The sequence below is a fragment of the Sphingobium sp. B2D3C genome, from assembly GCF_025961835.1.
GTDB lineage: Bacteria > Pseudomonadota > Alphaproteobacteria > Sphingomonadales > Sphingomonadaceae > Sphingobium.
In genome coordinates, this window is record NZ_JAOQOK010000001.1 from 314,891 (window position 1) to 335,590 (window position 20,700).

16 protein-coding genes are annotated in these 20,700 nt (G+C 63.3%); 11 read left to right on the plus strand and 5 right to left on the minus strand.

Going from position 1 to position 20,700, the window contains the following annotated elements:
- Positions 1-71 precede the first annotated feature (71 nt).
- The 9 genes from M2339_RS01405 (at position 72) to M2339_RS01445 (ending at position 12,222) form a co-directional block, all read left to right on the plus strand.
- Positions 72-2,213 carry a PQQ-dependent dehydrogenase, methanol/ethanol family gene (locus M2339_RS01405; protein WP_264587744.1) on the plus strand — a complete coding sequence of 714 codons (2,142 nt, stop codon included), beginning with the start codon at positions 72-74 and terminating at the stop codon, positions 2,211-2,213.
- A 120-nt stretch (positions 2,214-2,333) separates the two neighbouring features.
- Positions 2,334-3,344 carry an alpha/beta hydrolase gene (locus M2339_RS01410; protein ID WP_264587743.1) on the plus strand — a complete coding sequence of 337 codons (1,011 nt, stop codon included), beginning with the start codon at positions 2,334-2,336 and terminating at the stop codon, positions 3,342-3,344.
- 253 nt (positions 3,345-3,597) lie between these two features.
- Entirely contained in the window at positions 3,598-4,161 is a 564-nt protein-coding gene (gene ahpC, locus M2339_RS01415) for an alkyl hydroperoxide reductase subunit C (RefSeq protein WP_181560465.1), read from the plus strand.
- Between the two features lie 168 nt (positions 4,162-4,329).
- Entirely contained in the window at positions 4,330-5,913 is a 1,584-nt protein-coding gene (gene ahpF / locus M2339_RS01420) for an alkyl hydroperoxide reductase subunit F (RefSeq protein ID WP_264587742.1), read from the plus strand.
- A gap of 183 nt (positions 5,914-6,096) precedes the next feature.
- Complete coding sequence (locus M2339_RS01425; protein ID WP_264606128.1) at positions 6,097-7,182, plus strand: transferrin-binding protein-like solute binding protein; 1,086 nt, start codon at positions 6,097-6,099, stop codon at positions 7,180-7,182.
- 99 nt (positions 7,183-7,281) lie between these two features.
- Positions 7,282-8,568, plus strand: a complete 1,287-nt coding sequence (locus M2339_RS01430) for a porin family protein (protein ID WP_264587740.1) — start codon at positions 7,282-7,284, stop codon at positions 8,566-8,568.
- 171 nt (positions 8,569-8,739) lie between these two features.
- On the plus strand, positions 8,740-10,833 hold the full coding sequence (locus M2339_RS01435; protein ID WP_264587739.1) for a M3 family metallopeptidase: 2,094 nt from the start codon (positions 8,740-8,742) through the stop codon (positions 10,831-10,833).
- A gap of 118 nt (positions 10,834-10,951) precedes the next feature.
- On the plus strand, positions 10,952-11,635 hold the full coding sequence (gene gntA / locus M2339_RS01440; RefSeq protein ID WP_264573468.1) for a guanitoxin biosynthesis heme-dependent pre-guanitoxin N-hydroxylase GntA: 684 nt from the start codon (positions 10,952-10,954) through the stop codon (positions 11,633-11,635).
- On the plus strand, positions 11,635-12,222 hold the full coding sequence (locus tag M2339_RS01445; RefSeq protein WP_264587738.1) for an urea carboxylase-associated family protein: 588 nt from the start codon (positions 11,635-11,637) through the stop codon (positions 12,220-12,222). The genes gntA and M2339_RS01445 overlap by 1 nt, the downstream gene beginning before the upstream one ends.
- A 170-nt stretch (positions 12,223-12,392) precedes the next feature.
- On the opposite strand, the gene M2339_RS01450 is transcribed toward M2339_RS01445, so the two are convergent.
- From M2339_RS01450 to M2339_RS01470, 5 genes are all read right to left on the minus strand, one after another.
- Positions 12,393-12,812 (minus strand): hypothetical protein, encoded by a 420-nt coding sequence (locus M2339_RS01450; protein ID WP_181560458.1) that lies wholly within the window; start codon positions 12,810-12,812, stop codon positions 12,393-12,395.
- 100 nt (positions 12,813-12,912) lie between these two features.
- Positions 12,913-13,035, minus strand: coding sequence for a DUF2474 domain-containing protein (locus M2339_RS01455; protein ID WP_264587737.1), 123 nt, complete (start codon positions 13,033-13,035; stop codon positions 12,913-12,915).
- On the minus strand, positions 13,032-14,030 hold the full coding sequence (gene cydB, locus M2339_RS01460) for a cytochrome d ubiquinol oxidase subunit II (protein WP_264587736.1): 999 nt from the start codon (positions 14,028-14,030) through the stop codon (positions 13,032-13,034). Before cydB ends, M2339_RS01455 begins: the two co-directional genes overlap by 4 nt.
- Positions 14,027-15,481: a cytochrome ubiquinol oxidase subunit I gene (locus tag M2339_RS01465; RefSeq protein ID WP_264587735.1), complete on the minus strand. Its 1,455-nt coding sequence runs from the start codon at positions 15,479-15,481 to the stop codon at positions 14,027-14,029. Before M2339_RS01465 ends, cydB begins: the two co-directional genes overlap by 4 nt.
- Before the next feature lie 235 nt (positions 15,482-15,716).
- Positions 15,717-18,320: a TonB-dependent receptor gene (locus M2339_RS01470; protein ID WP_181560454.1), complete on the minus strand. Its 2,604-nt coding sequence runs from the start codon at positions 18,318-18,320 to the stop codon at positions 15,717-15,719.
- A gap of 332 nt (positions 18,321-18,652) precedes the next feature.
- Between M2339_RS01470 and M2339_RS01475 the strand changes: the two genes are divergently transcribed.
- Entirely contained in the window at positions 18,653-19,657 is a 1,005-nt protein-coding gene (locus M2339_RS01475) for a helix-turn-helix domain-containing protein (RefSeq protein WP_264587734.1), read from the plus strand.
- A gap of 37 nt (positions 19,658-19,694) precedes the next feature.
- Complete coding sequence (locus M2339_RS01480) at positions 19,695-20,612, plus strand: hypothetical protein (protein ID WP_264587733.1); 918 nt, start codon at positions 19,695-19,697, stop codon at positions 20,610-20,612.
- Positions 20,613-20,700 lie beyond the last annotated feature (88 nt).

Below are 20,700 nucleotides of genomic sequence, written 5' to 3' on the forward strand. Positions count from 1 at the left end.
CAATCCCCTCTTATCTTTGTTTGAGGAAAAAGCCGGGGCCGGAGCGGGTCGGGCGAAGAGGAGAGTGGATTATGGTGTTGCGGTCGATCGGGCCTGTGCCGATTGCGGTGCTGACGATGCTTCTGGCGGCGTGCAGCGGCGTTGAGGGGAGCGAAACGTCGCTCGGCCCCGCCGCCATCGATCAGGCGCGGCTTGAGGCGGCTGGCAAGGATGACGACAACTGGCTCACCTACGGCCGCACCTATGATGAGCAGCGCTATTCGCGGCTCACCCAGATCAATGACGGCAATATCGGCGAGCTGAGTCTCGCCTGGGCGCTGGAACTCGATACCGCGCGCGGGCAGGAGGGCACGCCCATCGTGGTCGATGGCGTGATGTACACGTCCACCGCCTGGTCCAAGGTCGTCGCCATCGATGCCGCGACCGGCAAGCAGCTCTGGCAGTTCGACCCGGAGAATGAAGGCTCCAAGGCCGCGCACGCCTGTTGCGACGTCGTCAATCGCGGCGTCGCCGTGTGGAAGGGCCGCGTCTTCGTCGGCACCATCGACGGCCGGCTGATCGCCATCGACGCCAAGACCGGCCAGAAGGTCTGGGAGACCATCACGGTCGACCAGAAGAAGCCCTACACCATCACCATGGCCCCGCGCGTGGTGCGCGACAAGGTGATCATCGGCAATAGCGGCGCGGAACTGGGCGTGCGCGGCTATGTCTCCGCCTACGATACAAACACCGGCAAGCTCGTCTGGCGCTTCTATACGGTGCCCGGCAATCCGAAGGACGGCCCCGATGGTGCCGCGTCCGACGCGATCCTCGAAAAGCTGGCCCGGCCGACCTGGTATGGCGAGAATTACTGGAAGCTCGGCGGCGGCGGCACCGTGTGGGACAGCGTGGTCTACGATCAGGAGCTGAACCAGCTTCTCATCGGCGTCGGCAATGGCTCGCCCTGGAACCACAAATGGCGCAGCGCAGGGAAGGGTGACAATCTCTTCCTCTCCTCCATTCTCGCGCTCGACCCGGATACCGGCGCCTATAAGTGGCACTATCAGATCAATCCCGGCGAGACCTGGGATTACACGGCCACCCAGCAGATCATGCTCGCGGACCTGAAGATCGACGGGCGTGACCGCAAGGTGCTGATGCAGGCACCGAAGAACGCGTTTTTCTATGTGATCGACCGGACGAACGGCAAGCTGATCTCCGCCAAGCCTTATGCCCGGCAGAACTGGGCCGAAGGCATCGACCTCAAGACGGGGCGGCCGATCGAGAAGCCCGGCGTGCGCTATGATAATGGGCCGGCGCTGGTCATCCCCTCGGGCATCGGCGCCCATGCCTGGATGCCGATGAGCTATTCGCCCAAGACCGGCCTCGTTTACATTCCGGCGATGGAGCATCCGCTGGTCTATGGCGATGCCGATCCGTTCGTGATCCATGAGGGGCGCTGGAATACCGCTGTGTCCTTCCTCGATCCGCCGGCGATGCCTGGTCTGCCCGATACCGTGGAAGGGCGCCGCAAGGCTCTCGAATCCATGGTGAAGGGTAAGCTGGTCGCTTATGATCCGGTGACGCAGAAGCCGCGCTGGGAAGTCGAGCGCGACTGGCCGTGGAACGGCGGCACGCTGGCGACTGCCGGCAACCTCGTCTTCCAGGGTACGCCGCATGGCGACTTTGAGGCGTTCAGCGCGGACAATGGCAAGAAGCTGTGGTCCTTCCAGACCCATCGCGGCGTGCTGGCCGGGCCGATCACCTATCGCGTCAATGGCGAGCAATATATTGCCGTCATGGCCGGCTATGGCGGCTCGATGGGTATGGCAAGCGGCACGCCGTTCATGAAGAACAAGATGCCCAACGGCCTCGTGCTGGCGTTCAAGATCAAGGGCAGCGGCAAGCTGCCGCCCTACACGCCGATCCCGCAGCCCGAGCCGACGCCGAGCAACGAGACCTTCACGGCGGCGCAGATCGCGACCGGCCAGAAGGGTTTCTTCCAGTTCTGCCAGATCTGCCATGGCGGTCCGGTCAACCCCAACCTGCGGCGCTCACCGCTGATTGCCGACAAGGATCTGTGGCAGCAGGTCGTGATCGGCGGCGCGCTGGCGCAGAATGGCATGGCGAGCTTCGCGGCCTATCTCAAGCCCGAGGAAGCCGAGGCCATCCGGGCCTATCTCAACCAGCAGGCAAAGGCGCTGCTTGCCGAAGAGAAAGCCAAGGCACGCTGATCAGACCGACCGCGCAACCGCATAATGCGTTGCGCGGTCGGCGGCGGTCGTGCAACTCCTGCTAACGCTATGGTCTAACGATCCGCCCGCAAGGGCGGATCGCGCGTTGAGGAGAGAGTGATGCCGCCCAAATCCCTGTTTGCCCGCTGCCTGATGGCGGCGTCCCTGATGATTCTCCCACTGACGGCCAGCCGGGCCGAGGTGAAGGTGGAGCACATCAAGGTCCACTCGCAGGCGGTGGAAGGCAATCTGGAAGGAAACAGCGCCGACCGCGACGTGATCGTCTTCCTCCCGGAGGATTATGCGACGAGCACCAAGCGCTATCCGGTCGTCTATTTCCTGCACGGCTTCATGGGATCGGCCGAGGGCTATGACAAATATATCGGCTTTGCCGACGCGCTGAACACCGCCGAGGCCAAGAACCGCCAGGCGATTCTGGTCGTGCCGGATTCCAACTCCCGCCATGGCGGCTCGATGTATTCCAGCTCACCGACCACGGGCAATTTCGAGCGCTTCATTGCGCAGGATCTCGTTGCCTATGTCGACAAGCACTATCGCACGCTCGCCAAGCAAGAGTCGCGCGGCCTGAGCGGCCACTCGATGGGCGGCTATGGGACGCTACGGATCGCCATGAAATATCCCGGCGTGTTTTCGAGCATCTACGCGATGAGCGCCTGCTGCCTCTCCGCCCGGCCGGTGGATGCAGAGCGCAGCCAGCGCCTCGAAGCGATGAGCATGGATGAAGCACTCAAAGGCGACTTTGGCGTGCGGGCCGATTTCGCGGCAGCATCGGCCTGGTCGCCCGCGCCGGATAAGGCGCCCTTCTATCTCGACCTTGGCACGCAAAAGGGCGTCGTCCAGCCTCAGATCATCGCGCAATGGGCGGCCAATGCGCCGCTCGCCATGGCCCCGCAATATCTGCCGGCGCTCAAGAGCCTCAAGGCCATCGCGATTGACGTGGGGGACAAGGACACGCTGATCAAGGATAATGGCGATATGGCCAGGCTGCTCGACCGGATGGGCGTTGCGCATAGCTATACAGTCTATGAGGGCGACCATGGCAATCGCGTGCGCGAGCGCTTCCGGGCCTTCGTCCTGCCCTTCTTTGCCGAGCATCTCGCCAAGGATTGATCTCGGGAGGGGCTAGCGCGGTACCGCTCTGGCCACATGACGCCCTGCCCGGTTCGAGACCGGCAGGGTGCGATGTGCGTTGGATGGTCGCGCCTGTCCTTTAGCCGACATTTTTTCTCCCTAACTGTGTGACAGGCGCGCAATCGACAGCGCAGAGATCGACAAAATCGATCTTTGCGTTGAGATTAATCAATTTTGCCTGAACAACAATGATGCCTATGTGGAAGGCGTCAATTCACCAAGAGGAGCAGACATGAGTCTCGTAAACACCCCGATCAAGCCGTTTTCCGCCACGGCCTTCAAGGAAGGCAAGTTCGTCGACGTGACTGAGGCGGACGTGAAGGGCAAGTGGGCCGTCTTCTTCTTCTACCCGGCTGACTTCACCTTCGTTTGCCCGACCGAACTTGAGGATCTGGCAGACATCTACCCGACGCTCCAGGGCATGGGCGTGGAAGTCTATTCGGTCTCCACCGACACGCACTTCTGCCACAAGGCCTGGCACGACACGTCGCCGGCCATCGGCAAGATCAGCTACTACATGCTGGGCGACCAGAACCACAGCATCTCGAACAATTTCGAGATCCTGCGCGAAGGCGTCGGCCTTGCTGACCGTGGCACCTTCGTCGTAGACCCCGAAGGCACGATCCAGCTGGTCGAGATCACGCCGGAAGGCGTCGGCCGCAACGCTGCCGAACTGCTCCGCAAGATCAAGGCGCTGCAATATTGGGCGAGCCACCCTGGCGAAGTCTGCCCCGCCAAGTGGGAAGAAGGCGAGAAGACCCTCGCACCTTCGCTCGACCTCGTCGGCAAGATCTAAGACTGCTTCGCGACGGGGTCGCGTGGCGATCCCGTCGTTCTCTCCCCTCTTCATGTGAGGAGGGGCAGAGGGTGGTGCGGCGACGCTGCGACCTTTCGCTTTTGCGCGGTGCTGCGCATCGCCACCACCCCACCCTGCTGAAAGCAGGAGAAATTCAAAGGAAATCCCATGTTGGAAGCCAATATCAAGAGCCAGTTGCAGGCCTATATGGCCAACATCAAGCAGCCGATCGAGCTGGTGCCGTCGCTGGACGATAGCGCCAAGGCGTCGGAGCTGCGGGGCCTCCTGGAAGACATTGCCGGGTTGAGCGATCTTGTGACCATTGCGGCCGATGAAGGCGATGCGCGCAAGCCCAGCTTCCTCATTCGCCGGGTCGGCACGGATATCGGCGTGCGTTTCGCCGGCATTCCGCTCGGGCACGAGTTCACCTCGCTGGTGCTGGCCCTGCTGCAGGTCGGCGGCCACCCGCCCAAGGTGAGCGATGAGGTCATCGAGCAGGTCAAGGCGCTGGAGGGCGACTATCAGTTCGAGACCTATTTCTCGCTCTCCTGCCAGAACTGCCCGGACGTGGTGCAGGCGCTCAACCTGATGAGCGTGCTCAATCCGCGCATCCGCAACGTCTCCATTGATGGCGCGCTGTTCAAGGCGGAAGTCGATGAGCGCAAGGTGATGGCGGTTCCCAGCGTCTATCTGAATGGCAAGCCGTTCGCCTCCGGACGCATGGATATCGAGCAAATCCTCGCCAAGCTGGATACGGGTGCCGTGGCCCGCGCTGCCGAGAAGATCGCCGCCAAGGAGCCGTTCGACGTGCTCGTGGTCGGTGGCGGGCCGGCCGGTGCCGCCGCGGCCATCTATGCCGCGCGCAAGGGCATCCGCACGGGCGTGGTTGCCGAGCGGTTCGGCGGGCAGGTGCTGGATACCATGGGCATCGAGAACTTCATCTCCGTGCCGCACACCGAGGGGCCGAAGCTGGCTGCCGCGCTGGAGCAGCATGTGAAGGATTATGATGTCGACATCATGAACCTCCAGAAAGCCAGCAAGCTGGTTCCGGCCAAGGCGCCGGGCGGCCTCGCCGAAGTGCAGCTGGAGAGCGGCGCGACCCTCAAGGCCAAGGCGGTGATCCTCGCCACTGGCGCCCGCTGGAGGACGATGAACGTGCCCGGCGAGGATGAGTATCGCAACAAGGGCGTGGCCTATTGCCCGCACTGCGATGGCCCGCTGTTCAAGGGCAAGCGCGTGGCGGTGATCGGTGGTGGCAACAGCGGTGTGGAAGCGGCAATCGATCTGGCCGGCATCGTCAAGCATGTCACGCTGGTCGAGTTCGACAGCCAGTTGCGCGCCGATGCCGTGCTCCAGCGCAAGCTGCACAGCCTGCCCAATGTCACGGTGGTGACCTCCGCCCTGACGACGCAGGTGCATGGCGATGGCGAAAAGGTGGTGGGCCTGACCTATCGCGACCGCAACAGCGACGAATCGCATCTGGTCGAGCTGGAAGGCATTTTCGTCCAGATCGGTCTGGTGCCCAACACCGAATTCCTCACCGATGCGGTGGCGCTGAGCAATCGCGGTGAGATCGAGATCGATGCGCGGGCGCACACCTCGCAGCAGGGCATTTTCGCGGCGGGCGACTGCACCACCGTGCCCTACAAGCAGATCGTGATCGCGATGGGGCAGGGCTCCACCGCCGCGCTCTCCGCCTTCGATTATCTGATCCGCCTCGCGCCGGCAGAGGAGCAGGCGAAGGCGGCCTGAGCGCGGCGTATCGGTTAAGATTGGAAAGGGGCGTTCGGCACGGGCCGGGCGCCCCTTTCTTGTGGATGCACGCGCATATCCCGTTTGGGAGATGCCGGGTTGATCACCTTCTGGCAGGCGCAGGCTGTAGCGGCGAACGGATGAAATCCCGAGCCGGTCCATGTCTTTGCCAGGGGGTGCATCATGATAGTTTCACGGACTTATTCCAGGGCCTTGCTGCTCGCTTCGGCAGCGGCGCTGTCACTCACCCTGTCTGCCTGCGGAGACGAAGGCGTGAACTCGACGCCGACGCCCACGCCTGCCCCCACGCCCACGCCTGCGCCGACACCCACGCCATCACCGACACCCACGCCGACCCCGACGCCAACCCCCACGCCGACTCCCACGCCTGCTGCGGGGCCGATCGCCAACATCGTCGCCGGGCCGGGCAGCAACGCGACGCCGGCCGTGCAGGCCACCAATGGCGCCTCGTTCGATACCCAGACGTCGGGAACGATTAGCTTTCCGCTCAGCCAGCTTGCGGTGAATTTCGACGCACAGGGGAATCCCACCGCCGCGGCGACTGCCAACGCCAATGGCGTCACGATCAGCCGGGACTCATCGGGCTTGAAGTTCACCGTCAATGTCCCCGCGGTCGGGATCACCAATGTGGCCCTCGTCGAGGATTGCGACGATTGCTACTCGGCCAACATCTCCAACGGTCGCAAGCTGGAGGTCGTGCTCGATGGCGAGCTGGATAATGGCGATCTGAGCTATCTGCGCTTCGGCGAATGGGCGGTCTTTGGACAGAACGGCCAGCTTGGAACTTATGCGCCGCTGATCGGCGGGTACGAAACGCCGAGCGCCGGCATGCCGACGAGCGGCACCGCCACCTATGCCGGCGAGGTGGAGGGCTATGTCAGCTTTGTCGATGGCAGTGCCCGCAATGTCGGTGAGCTGGAAGGCAATGCCGCGATCAGCGTCAACTTTGCCGCCAACAGCCTGACCGGCACCACGTCCAACATGCAGGTTGGCTACGAGAAGAACGGCAACTGGCAGCAGGCGGCGTGGAACGATGCCTCGTTCACGGCTTCGCTCTCCGGCAATGACTTCTCGGGCACCACGGCGGTGACGAGCGCACCGAGCGGTGCGGCATCCCTGCAGAGCGGCGCGGTCGGCACGATCGGCGGCAGCTTCTACGGGCCGGCAGCCGATGAGATTGGCGCGATCTGGTCGCTCTCTGACGGCACGAACACGGCGCTCGGCACGATCGCCGGAATCAAGCAGTAACCCGAGGGGCGATCCGCTGCCCGCGCGTGGGGCGCCGAGGGCGTGGTGGGGGCAGCGGATCGAATGGGACGGCAGCACATGTCTGCAGTGGGAGCATTCATGCTGATGTCCCAGGTGGGGGCGATGGCGATGGCCGGGACACCAACGGCCATCGCCGCGCATCCCGATGCGGCGGCCAGCAGCGCGCCGGAAGCGGCAGCGCCAGCGGCGGTCGTGTCGGTGTCGGCAGAGGCCTATGCCGAACGGCTCGCGCGTAATCCGGCCAATCCCGAGCTGCGGTTTCGCCTCGGCATGGCGCTGATGGAAGCGGGGCGGACGCGCGAGGCGATCCGGCAGTTCCGACATTTACTGGCAGATCAGCCGCAGGCGGTGCGCGTGCGGCTGGAGCTGGCGCGCGCTTATTATGTCGCCCGGGATTATGCCAATGCCGAGCGGCAGTTCCGTCTGGCCGGCGCGGCCAATCTGCCCGCGATCGTCTCCGCCAATGTCGATCGCTACCTCAAGTCCATTCGCGAGATGCGATCCTGGTCGTTCAGCGCCTCCTTCGCGCTCGCGCCGGATACCAACATCAATGCGGCGACGGCGGCGGAAACGATCGAGCTCTACGGCCTGCCGTTTGACCTGTCGGAAGCAGCCCGCCGGTCGAGCGGGGTGGGGGTCTATGGGCAGATCGGCGCGGAGTGGGCGCCACGTCTGTCCGCGCGGGTTCGGCAGCGATTTGGCGCATTCCTCTCGCGGCGCGATTATCAGGGGCAGCAGTTCGACGACATGGTGCTGAGCGCCTATCTCGGCCCGCGCGTGACGCTGGGCCGGTTCGCGCTGGCCACCGCCGGCACGGCCTCCCGCCGCTGGTATGGGGGGCAGCCCTATAGCCGGATGCTCGGCGGTCAGGCGGATGTCGCTTACTATCCGGGCACCCGCACGGCGATCAGCCTGCAAGCCAGCGCGAGCGACCTGCGCCATGAGGGCGCCACGCATCTAAATGGGGCGCTGCTCGGCCTGTCGCTGGGCGTCACGCGCTCGCTGGACAAACAGAGCCTCGGCAATCTGCGCGTCGGCATCAATCGCCACGACGCCGCCAACCGCGCCTTTGCCCAGACCTCCTACACGGCGGGCGCGATCTACGCGCGCGAATTGCCGATGGGCTTCTCGCTCTCGCTGCAGCCCGGCTTTTCCTACAGCCGCTTCGATGGCGTGTTTGCCGCGTTCGGCGCGGCGCGGCGCGACACGAGCTACAGTCTTGGGGTGAGCGCGCTCAATCGCAAGGTGACGCTTGGCCGGTTCGCGCCGCGCGTGGGCGTCTCGCATACGATCAACGAGAGCAATATCGCGCTCTACGCCTACCGCCGTACGCGCTTCGACATCGGTGTGACGACGATTTTCTGACCGGATAGGCGCGCGCCGTAACGTCCGCGTCTGACGGTGCATGTCGCGTCGCCCGCAAGGGGTTGAAACCAAGCGGGTAGCCGATAAGTTTGGCCTCATGTGACGCGACACTGCGTTTTCCCAAGGATTGAGGTTTTCCGACAAATGCCTTCAAAGCATGTTCTTGCCCCGTTGAGCGCCGTCGCGCTCGCGCTGTCCACCCCGCTCGCCGCCCAAAAAGCGGAGACCATCACCGCGCCATGGACCGGCCCCTATGGCGGCGTGCCCGCATGGGACAAGGTGGACCCGGCGGCATTCCCTGCCGCGTTCGAGGCGGTGATGGCCTCGGTGAAGGCGCAGTTCGAGGGCGTGCTGGCCAATAAGGCCGCCCCGACATTCGACAATACGATCACCGCGCTTCAGAAGGAGACGCTGTCCGACCGGGTCATGCCGATCTGGGGCGTGTATGTCTCCAATCTCTCCAATGACGACATCCGCCGCATTCAGGGTGAGTGGAGCCCGAAGCTCAGCGCCTTTTTCAACGAACTGACGCTCGATCCGCGCTATTTCGCCCGGGTGAAGGCGCTCTACGACAAACGCGAGACGCTGGGTCTGGACGCCAAGCAGATGCGGCTGCTGACCCGCACTTATGAGGATCTGGTCGCCAACGGCGCCATGCTGGATGCCGCGCAGAAGAAAGAGCTGATCGGCATCGAGACGGCGCTGGCGCAGGAGTTCAGCAGCTTCCAGAACAAGGTGCTGGCCGATGAGGAGAAGTTCATCACCTTCACCAGCGAAGCCGATCTGGCAGGCCTGCCGGCCGATTTCGTGGCGACGATGAAGTCCGTGGCGCAGGACAAGGGCGTGAATGGCTGGTTGCTGATCAACACCCGCTCCTATGTGCAGCCCTTCCTCGAAAGCTCGACACGGCGCGACCTTCGCAAGAGCGTGTTCGAGGCGTTCGCCAATCGCGGCGACAATGGCGATGCCAATGACACCAATGCGACCATCGCGCGGATCGTGGCGCTGCGTGCCCAGCGGGCGAAGCTGCTCGGGTTCAAGACACATGCCGAATACCGCATGCGCGACACCATGGCGCAGACGCCGGACAAGGCGATGGCGCTGATGATGAAGGTGTGGCCGGCGGCCGTCGCCCGCGTGCGCGAGGAAGTGGCGGACATGCAGGCCATCGCCGATGCCGAGGCGAAGGCTGGGCAGGGGCCGAAGATCACCATCGAGCCATGGGACTACCGCTTCTACGCCGAGAAGGTCCGCAAGGCGAAGTACGACCTCGATCAGAACGAGGTGAAGCCCTATTTCCAGCTCGACAAGATGGTCTCGGCCATGTTCGACATGGCGAACCGGCTCTACGGCTTCACCTTCACCGAGAATACGGGCGCCGTGCCGGTCTTCCACCCCGATGTGCGGACCTTCGAGGTGACGCGCGGCGGCAAGGTCGTCGGGCTGTTCTACCTCGATACCTGGGCGCGCAGCGGCAAGCGGTCAGGGGCGTGGATGACCACCTATAAGGGGCAGGATCATCTGAACGGCAACGAGTATGTGCTGGCGTCCAACAATAACAATTTCGCCAAGGGCAGCGCCGGGGTGCCGACGACGATCAGCCTCGACGATGCGACCACGCTGTTCCATGAGTTCGGCCACGCGCTGCATTATCTGAGCTATGACATCACCTGGCCGGGGCTGGGCACGACGCCGCGCGACTTCGTGGAATATCCGAGCCAGGTTCATGAGAATTGGGTGCTGACCCCCTATATTCTCGAGACCTATGCGCGCCATTTCCAGACCGGCGCGCCAATCCCCAAGGCTCTGGTCGACAAGATCAAGGCCAGCGACACCTTCAACCAGGGCTTTGCGACGGTCGAATATCTCTCCTCGGCCATCGTCGACATGAAGCTGCACAATCGCCCCGACGCGCCGACCGATATCGACGCGTTCGAGCGCGAGACGCTGGCGGAAATCGGGATGCCGAAGGAGATGATCATGCGGCACCGCCTGCCGCAGTTTAATCACCTGTTCTCGTCCGATGCCTATTCGGCCGGATATTACAGCTATCTGTGGTCCGAGACGATGGATGCGGACAGCTGGGCTGCCTTTGAGGAGACCGGCAACGTCTGGGACCCGGCGCTGGCCGCGCGCTTCAACAAGGCGCTGCTCTCGACCGGCAACGAGACCGACCGGGCCGAAGCCTATCGGGCATTCCGCGGCCGCGACCCGGATGTGAATGCGCTGCTGCGCAAGCGGGGCTTCCCTGTTCCTGCGCAGTAATCCCGCCTCAATCCGTGCGATTTGCTTTTTGTTAGTGCGGGGAACCCGCCTCAATTTGGAACGAATGCCCCGGGCAGGATTTCTGAATTAGACTGAGTAGATAGCGGATATAGGACGGATGCTGATTTCACAGGAGGAAGAAGCGCGGCTGCGCGCCTCTTTCGAGGCGTTTATCATGGATCGGAGTTTTCCGTGCGTGGGGGCAAAATCGGCTCTCTCGCGCGGGACGCTCAACATTCTCGTGGGCTGGTCCATCGACAGCGGCTGGGACGATTTGCGCCTGCACGGCGAATTGATGGCATGGGCGCAATCCTATGCGAGCGATCCGGGGCTGTTCCGCAGCCTCGCGATCATTTTCGCGCATGCGGCGCCGCTTGATGAGAAGGCCTATGAGCAGGCGATGTGGGACCGCCTGCAATCGCTGGCTGACAAGGATGCGTGGCTTGGCCTGCCCTATGATGAGCGGGTGAGCCGCGATCCGGACGATCCCCATTTCTCGCTGAGCTTTGGCGGGGAAGCCTTTTTCGCAGTGGGCCTGCATCCGGCGGCGAGCCGGCCGGCGCGGCGTTTCGAGCGGCCGGTGATCGTGTTCAACCTGCACGATCAGTTCGAGCAATTGCGTCAGGAAGGGCGCTACGAAAAGATCCGCGAGACGATCATCGCCCGCGATGTCGATCTTGCCGGTGAGGCCAATCCGATGCTTGCACGCCACGGCACGAGCAGCGAGGCCGCGCAGTATAGCGGGCGGCATGTCGGCGAGGACTGGAAATGCCCGTTCCATGACCCCCGCGAGGTCGCGTGATGGCAGAGCGTATTCCGCCCCGCTCGGGCGTGGCGTTCGAGATGCTTGCCGGCCAGTATCTGACCGTGATCGACCCGGAAGGGTGCCAAGTGGCGGACCTGCTGGCCTTTAATCGCGCGGACATCGGCGAGGTGCTCAGCAATGGGCGCACGCTCGATTATGAGGAGACCATTCGGCTGACGACGGGCAACCGCCTGTGGTCGAACCGGTCCAATGTGCTGCTGACGATAGAGCAGGATACGGTCGGCTGCCATGATTTTCTGCTGACGCCGTGCAGCACCGATACCTTCCTGCATTTTTATCCGGACAAGCCGGTCGTTCCGGGCTGTTTCGGCAATCTGGCAGCGGCGTTGGCGCCTTATGGCATCACGGCCGATATGATCCCGGTTGCGTTCAATTGCTTCATGAATGTGCCGGTGGGGGCGGACGGCAAGATCAGCGTTCTGCCGCCGCTGAGCGCGGCGGGCGACCGGATTGTCCTTAAGGCGGAGATGGATCTGATCATCGGCCTGACGGCCTGCTCGGCTTATGCGAGCAATGGCGGGAGCTTTCGGCCGATCGATTATATGGTTGAAGATCTGGTTTAGGACGTTGCGACCCGGTCTCCCCTCCTCTTTAGAGGAGGGGGCGGGGGTGGTGGCGATGCGCGAGCATCGCGAAGGCTGTGAATGACTGCGGGGTTGTTGCACCACCCCAACCCCTCCTCTGAAGAGGAGGGGCTCAGGTTGCCCCCGACGATCTCTGCCTCGATAAGCGCTTAGCGCAAACGCCGGTCGTTGGCCGTTACGGCGCTGTGATAAGGCGCCAGCATCTTGCCCGGCAGGGCCATCATGGCGACGGTCGTCGCGACATTGCGCTCCATCAGCCGCATCCAGTCGTGAGGCCAAAAGGGCTGGCCCGAGGCGAGGCGCTGCATGTCGCGGGCGTTGGCCGCGCCGGTCTGGCGCAAGCGGCGGGCGCCGCGATCCTGCGCCCGGGCCGCCTTGCCGAAGGCGTCGGTCTTTTCCGTCACCATCAGGCTGAGCTCGCGGCCATCGGCGGTGAAGGGGGACTGCCATGCCGCCATGATGATGGGTGTGCGGGCGAGCAGGACATTGTGCGTGCTCACCATCGTTTCGGTCGCCCGAATGCAGGTCTGCGCGAAATCGAACCACATTGAAAAGGGGTTGGCAGTCATGGCGTGCTCCTGTTGCAGGAGCACAATGAGCGAGAGGCGGATTGGCCCCCGGCGCGCCGGCTGATTATTATCATGCCGGATGGTTAGGCGTGGCGGCGTGTCAGGCGATCCAGAGGCGCAGGACCCAGGCCACGACGCCGAGCACGCACACGCTCGCCAGCCAGATGCCCGCCATCCAGCCGAGGCGCTGCCACAGCGGTGCCTCTTCAGGTGCGCGGGTCAATGATAGCCCTCATGGCCAACCTTGCCCCGGAAGACCCAATAGGACCAGCCGGTATAAGCGAGGATGAGGGGGAGGGTGATCGCGACGCCGACCAGCATGAAGATCTGGCTCTTCTCAGGTGCGGCCGCATCCCAGATGGTGATCTGATCCGGCACGACATAGGGCCAGATGGTGACGCCAAGACCCGCCATGCCGAGCAGGAACAGGGCCAGCGCCAGCAGGAACGGCATCAGTTCGCGCCGCGTCTTGAGCGCGTAGAACAGCGCGCCGGCGACGATGGCGGTGAGGAGCGGCACCTGGCTGGCGAACAGGATGTTCGGCATTTCCAGCCAGCGGGCGCGATAATCGGACAGCAGCAGCAGATTATAGGCGCTCACCGCACCCATGAACAGCAGCGTGGCGATCGCCGCCTTGAAGGCGAGCCGATAGGCATGCTCCTGCACCTCGCCCTCCAGCTTCCAGATCATCCAGCAGGCGCCGAGCAGGGCATAGCCGGCGACCACGCCGGCGCCGGTGAGCAGGGTATAGGGCGTCAGCCAGTCCCACCAGCTGCCATCATAGGATCGCCCGGTGACGTCGATGCCCTGCAGCAGTGCGCCCAGGATCATGCCTTGCGCCAGCGCGGCGACCACCGAGCCGCCGAAGAAGCACATGTCCCACAAGGCGCGGTGGCCCGGATCGCGCCAGCGGAACTCGAAGGCGACGCCGCGAAAGACCAGCCCCAGCAGCATGGCGATGACCAGCGGGTAGGTGGCCGGCAGAATGATCGCATAAGCCAGCGGGAAGGCGGCCATCAGGCCACCGCCGCCGAGCACCAGCCAGGTCTCGTTGCCATCCCACACCGGCGCCACGGAGTTCATCGCGCGATTGCGCCCATGGCCGACCGTGATGGTGGGGAACAGGATGCCGATCCCCAGATCGAACCCGTCCATCACCACATAAGCGAAGACGGCGAAGGCGATGATGAACGCCCAGATGACCGTGAGATCGATCATGAGTCGGCCCTCCCCTCAACTGTCGGCTGAACTGGCGACGTCGACCTGGGGTCCCCTTGCGCCGGGCCGGGTGTGATCCCGGCGGTGCGGATCGGACCGCGTTCGGTCTCCTCCACGCCTGTCTCGCCCGGGTGCGGCGGCATGTTCATGAGCCGCAGGATATACCAGGTGCCTGCGCCGAACACCGCGAAGTAAATGACCACGAAGGCCAGCAGCGAGGCGGCGACGGCCGGCGCGGCGAGCGGCGAGGCCGCATCGGCAGTGCGGAGCAGGCCATAGATCACATAAGGCTGGCGGCCGACTTCGGTCGTCACCCAGCCGGCGATGACGGCGACGAAGCCCGCCGGCCCCATGACCAGCGCGAAGCGGTGGAGCAGCGACCAGTCGTACAGGCCCTTGCGCCACCGCGCCAACAGGCTGGTCATGCCCAGCGCGAGCATGAGCATGCCCAGCCCCACCATGATGCGGAAGGACCAGAAAACGACGCCGACCGGCGGGCGCTCGTCAACGGGAATGGTCTTGAGGCCCTCGATCGGGGCGTGGATGTCGTGTTCCAGGATGAGGGAGGTTATGCCGGGAAGTTTCACGGCATAATCGACCCGCTCTTCCTTGGCGTTCGGCACGCCGAAGAGGATGAACGGCGCGCCATCCGGATAGCTCTCATAATGGCCCTCCATGGCGAGCACCTTGGGCCGCTGATGCTCCCAGCTGTTCAGCCCGTGCATGTCGCCGACGAAAATCTGGATGGGCGCGACCAGCGCGATCATCCACATGGCCATGGAGAACATCTTGCGCGCATGGGCGTTGGCGCGATCGCGCAGCAGATGCCAGGCGCCGACCGCGCCGACGACCAGCGCCGTGGTGAGATAGGCAGCGGTCACGGTGTGGACGAGGCGATAGGGGAAGCTGGGATTGAAGATGATCGGCAGCCAGCTGTCACCCGGCAGGAACTGGCCGTTCGCGCCCAAGATGTGGCCTTGCGGGGTCTGCATCCAGCTGTTGACCGAGAGAATCCAGAAGGCCGAGACGAACGTGCCGATGGCAACCATCAACGTCGCGAAGAAATGCAGCTTCTTGCCGACGCGGTTCATGCCGAACAGCATGACGCCGAGGAAGCCTGCCTCCAGAAAGAAGGCGGTGAGGACTTCATAGGCCATCAGCGGCCCGATGACCGGCCCGGCGACATCCGAGAAGACCGACCAGTTGGTGCCGAACTGGTAGGACATGACGATGCCCGAGACGACGCCCATCGCAAAGACGATGGCGAAGATCTTCAGCCAGTAGCGGAACAGGTCGATGTAGACCGACTTGCCCGTCTTGAGCCACAGCCCTTCGAGAACGGCAAGATAGCTGGCCAGGCCGATCGAGAAGGCCGGAAAGATGAAGTGAAAGCTCACCGTGAAAGCGAACTGGATACGCGCCAGCAGGAGAGCGTCGGCCTCCGCGAACATAGCACTGGTCCCTATATGGTTCCCATGGTCGACGGCTCGTGGCGCGTCGATGGGCCGGTCCTACCAGTCTGACGCTGGAGATTGAAGGGTTGCTCGGAACTCTCCGGCAGCGTTGCCCGGAAGCCACAGTTTTTGTTCTGGAATCTTGGGCCGGGTGACACAGCGCTCAGGAATGAAGAAGGCCGCGACCAGCATGAGCTGGCCGCGGCCTCCGTTTAAATCGTCGTGAGAAAGATCAGAACTTCTTCTTCACGCTCACAGCCCATTCGCGCGGACGACCGGGCTGGCCATTGGAGTAACCCTGGCCACCGACCGTCTGGTCATAGATGGTCAGCAGATAATATTCGTCGAGCAGGTTGGTCACTTCGAGCGAGACATCGAGATCCTCATCCGCATTACGCCAGGTCAGACGAGCGTTTGCCACGCCATAGGCGTCGATGCGGTTACTCGAGCGGTTGGCAGAAACCGTATAGACCTTGCTCTGGTACGAGGCGTCGATGCGCGGCGTCAGCGAACCAGAATTACCCAGATCAATGCGATACTGCGCGCCGATGCTCCACTTCCACTTGGGCGTGTAAGGCGCATAATCGCCAAACTGCGGGCCGTTGAGGTTGGTCGGCCCACCGACGGCCACCGTGGAGGTGCCGGACGTGTAGGTCCCGAACTTCTTGTAGTCGAAGTCGATGTAGCTCAGCGATCCATCAAGCGTCATGCCTTCGACCGGGCGGATGGTGATCTCCGCTTCCAAGCCCTTGATGTCGGCATCGCCGGCGTTGACGGGAAGCGCGCAAGGCGCACCGAAGCCAGCGCCGGTGATCGCCGTGCAATTGCTGAGGGTAAGCTGGATACCCTTATACTTGCTAAGGAAAGCCGCCACGTTGAAGCGCACCATGCGATCGAAAAGATCGGTCTTGAACCCAAGCTCGTACGCGCTCAGCGTTTCCGGCCCGAAGGACAGGGCCTGCTGGACGAAGAACGGACGGGGATTCACGCCGCCCCCTTTGAACCCGGTCGAGAACTGGGCGTAGGCCATGATGTCCGGCGTAAAGGCATATTGCACGTTGGCGCGATAGTCGACGCGATTTCCGCTATACTTGCCCACGGTGCCGTTCAGCGGCAACACGCCGTTCGCCGCAAGCGAGGTCGCATCCAGATAAGGCCGCTGGCGGACATAGGTGTAGGTCTTGGACTCCTCGGTGTAGCGAATGCCGCCTGTCAGGGTCAGCTGTTCGACCGGGTTCCACGATAGGTGAGCAAACACAGCCTTGCTGTCTGCGTCTACCGGATCGCTCTGCTGGAACTGCAGGCCAGAGGAGCGCAGGTCCTGGAAGGATGTGTAGACCGACTTCTGGTCGCTGTAATAGCCGCCCAGGGTGAAGTTGATCTGGTCGTTGACCTTTCCGTTCAGGCGCAGTTCCTGGCTGAAGAAGCGGAAAGTCAGCGGGCCATAGCCGAGGCTGTGGGCCATCGGCGACACGTCGTTGTCGTTGGAGAAGTTGGACGTGTATTCGCGATAGGCGGTGATCGAGTTAAGCTGGAAATTTGGCGAGATTTCCCAGTCGATCTGTCCGGAGAGACCCCAACCCTTGAAACGCACGCGTCCGTCGCCAGAGGCGGCGCGATAGGTGAGCGGCTGACCCCCGACGAGGATCGGCTGGCCGTTCTGACCGATCGCGGTGTCCGCGGGCATGTCATAGGTCGCGAAGTTGCAGTAATTGCCGCAGATGAAGCGGTTGTCATAGGCCAACTGGTTGGCATTGGCGGTATTGCCGATCGGGAACGGGTTGATGTCCCGCTGTGCGGAGGCGGTCGCATAGTTCTGCGCCGGTGAGGAGCCGGGCGCCGGGGTCAGCGGCAGCGGGTAGCGCGGCGAGGCCACCGTGCCATCCGGATAAGTGCGCAGCAGCAGCACCGAGCCGGCCGCGACGCGATCGTCGTCGGTGTAGTCGCCGATAATATTGATATCGATCGTGTCGCTGGGGCGCAGGCGCAGTTGCGCGCGCGCTGCGATGTAGTTGACCTCTCCTTCCTTGGCGAGCACGCAGTCCGGACGATTGGTGCGCGCGGGCACACCGCCGACGGGATTGATCAGCTGCGGAGCGCGGGTGGGATTGGCTGCGGTGGCGAAGGCCGGCGTGAAGGTCGCCGTGCCGCCAGCGGGATACATACAGCCAAAGTCGAGCCGATCGACATAGCCTTCCTGCTTCTTGGCGACGCCGGCAATGCGCATGTCAACGCCCTGTGCCAGATTGAAGTCGGCACTGCCGCGCAGATCGATGCGGTTGCGGCTGCCATAGGCTGCGGCGACATAGCCGGTGTTCGTGCCTTCCGGCTTCTGCGAATAGAGCTTCACCGCGCCGCCGATGGAGTTACGGCCGGCCAGCGTGCCCTGCGGGCCGCGCAGCACTTCCACCCGATCGAGGTCGAGCAGATCGAGGATCGAGCCGGTCAGCGTGGCGTAATAGACGTCGTCCACATAGAAACCGACGCCCGGTTCGACCGCCGGGTTGAAATCGAATTGTCCGACACCGCGGATATTGGCGCCGAGCGATGGGCCAAAGGCAGCGCCCTGTGGCTTCAGTGTCACAGAGGGGGCCTGGTTGGCGACCTGGCTGATATCGGTCTGGCTGCGTGCCTCCAGCATCGCCGCATTCACCGCGGTGATGGCGATAGGCGTATCCTGCAGATTTTGCTCGCGAAACTGTGCGGTAACGATGATGTCGCCGTCGCTCGCGGCCTGCGTATTGCCCGCCTGCGGCGCAGCATCCTGAGCAAAAGCATTGGTCGACGAGATCAGCGCGATCGCGGACGACAAGAGCGCAAAACGGAACTTTCTCATGACATCTCCCCTGTGTGTAATTTATTTTGTCCTACTATAATTGGGATATCTAAGGATGCGAAGCGCAAAATCGGGACTGGCCGTTTCTTTCTTCCGACCGGTCGAGGGCCCTGATCAGGCAGACCGCCGCCAAATTACGGCAGGCAAAGGCATTTGCCTTCTCCAATGGTGCACCCGGACTTGTTTCATGATGCACGGAAGCAACAGTGGCTGCACTGTAAGCGGCTTGACTTGGAAGCGGTCTCACGAAACAATCTCTCGCAAAGAGATAATGCGGGCGGCCGGTCCTAAGAAGGATGCGAGCGGCCCGGACATGAGGACGGGAGAGGGCAGTGGGCGCAGCGCGCAGAGTCTCGACTGAGGACATCCCAGACCGCGACCGGCTGGGGTTCTGGAATGCCGGCGCCGCGGCTATCGGCGGGGTAGAAGCCGACCGGATCGAGGACCACGTTTTTCAGGGCGTCGTCGTCCGGCGGGCGCTCGGCGATACCAAAGTGTTTCGGCTCGACACATCCCCGCATCGCGCGGCGTGGACGCGGCGCCTGATTGCCGCAGGTGAAGGCGATCCGCATGTCCGCATCTGGTTTCAGCACCGCGGCTCGACAATCGTCTCGACCCGCCATGGCGAACATATCGTGCGGGCCGGGCAATGGTCTGTGAGCGACGGGCGATATCCCTATGTGGCGACGCATCTGGAAGCCTCGCGCAAGCTGGCGCTGCAACTACCGCTCGGCCGGCTGGCGCGCCATGAGCAGGACGCAATTGCCCGACTGCCCGGTGCGCTGCAGGTCGGGGGCGGTATCGCACGGATGCTGCAGGCCTGCCTGCATAGCGCGATTACCACCACCGCCGAGACGGACGACCGGCTCGATGCCGATCTTGGCGAGACGATGGTCGATTTCATGCGCATGCTGCTGCACGAGCAGCGGCTGGGCAGCGACGTGGCGCCGATGCGCGAACTCACCCAGGACCGCATCCGTGCGTTTGTGCGGCGGAACGTCGGCAATCCCGCTTTGTCCGTGGATATGATCGCCCAGGCGATGAAGTGCTCGAAGCGCTATGTGCACAAGGTCTTCAATGGCGATGAGACGATCAGCGAGTATATCTGGGGAACGCGGCTTGAAAGCTGCCGCGCCGCGCTGGCGTCGCCCAAGGCGGCGCAGACGACGCTGACGCAGATCGCCTTCGAGAACGGCTTTAGCAGTTCCGCGCATTTCAGCCGCGCCTTCCGGGAAAAATTCGGCACCGCCCCCAAGGCGTACCGCGCGCAGATGCTGGATGCCGGTTCACGCACGGACAAAACGCGCAGGTCCGCCCCGACAAGCGCGGGGACGTGACGATGCTAGGCTGACAGCCGATCGAGTGGAGGGTGTGATGCGGTTGGTTCTGGCGCGTGTGGGAGCATTGATGATGATGGCGATGTCGAGTGGCGCGGTGCAGGCCGAGGCTGGCTGCGACAAAGCCTGCCTGGAAGAGATTATGGGGCAATATCGGGCGGCCTATCTCGCCCATGATGTCTCGGCTGCGCCCTTTGCCGATCATGTGCGCTTCACGGAAAACAATATCGAGATGGCGTTTCCCGATGCGAGTTGGGATACTGTGACGGAGGAAGTCGGCACGGCGCTGACGCTCTCCGACCCGCAGACCGGGCAGGCCGCGGCGTTCATGGCCATCAACCAGAGCGAAATTCCCGGCTATCTCGCCGTCCGGCTGAAGATCGAGAACCGGAAGATTACCGAGGTCGAGCATATGCTCTCGACCAAGCGCAACCTGAGCTCGCCGCCGACGCCGTTTGCGGAGCCCAAGGATTTTGTGCGCCCCGCCGACCGTGCAACGCCGGTGCCTCAGGCGCGCCGCAACAGCCGTGAGGAATTGCTGAGCCTGGGCGATGGCTATTTCCAGACGCTGGAGAATAACATCGGCGAAATCCGCAACACGCGCTTTGCGCCCGATGCGATCCGCTACGAAAACGGCATGATCTTCGGCGACATCGAGAAGGATTTCCGACTGGGTCGCTATGCCTTCAACAATAAGGTCAGGCGGGTGCCGATCCTCGTCGATGAGGAGCGGGGCATTTCCTTGTTCCGCGGCTTCATCGATCACAAGGGCGTTCTGGCCGATTACACCCTGACCGACGGCACGCCGCGTCGATCCATCTTCCGTGAGCCGCATAGCTGGGCGCTGCTGGAAATGTTCAAGATCCAGGGCGGCATGATTACCGGGGTGGAAGCCACGTTCATCACGGCGCCCTATAATGCGACCTCGCCCTGGGGGCCGGACAACGGGAAGTAGGCGCGGACCGAAGAGGCGTATCGAAGCATCGTATCGAAGGGCCGACCCTTCGATACGCCGCTTCGACAAGCTCAGCGGCTACTCAGGA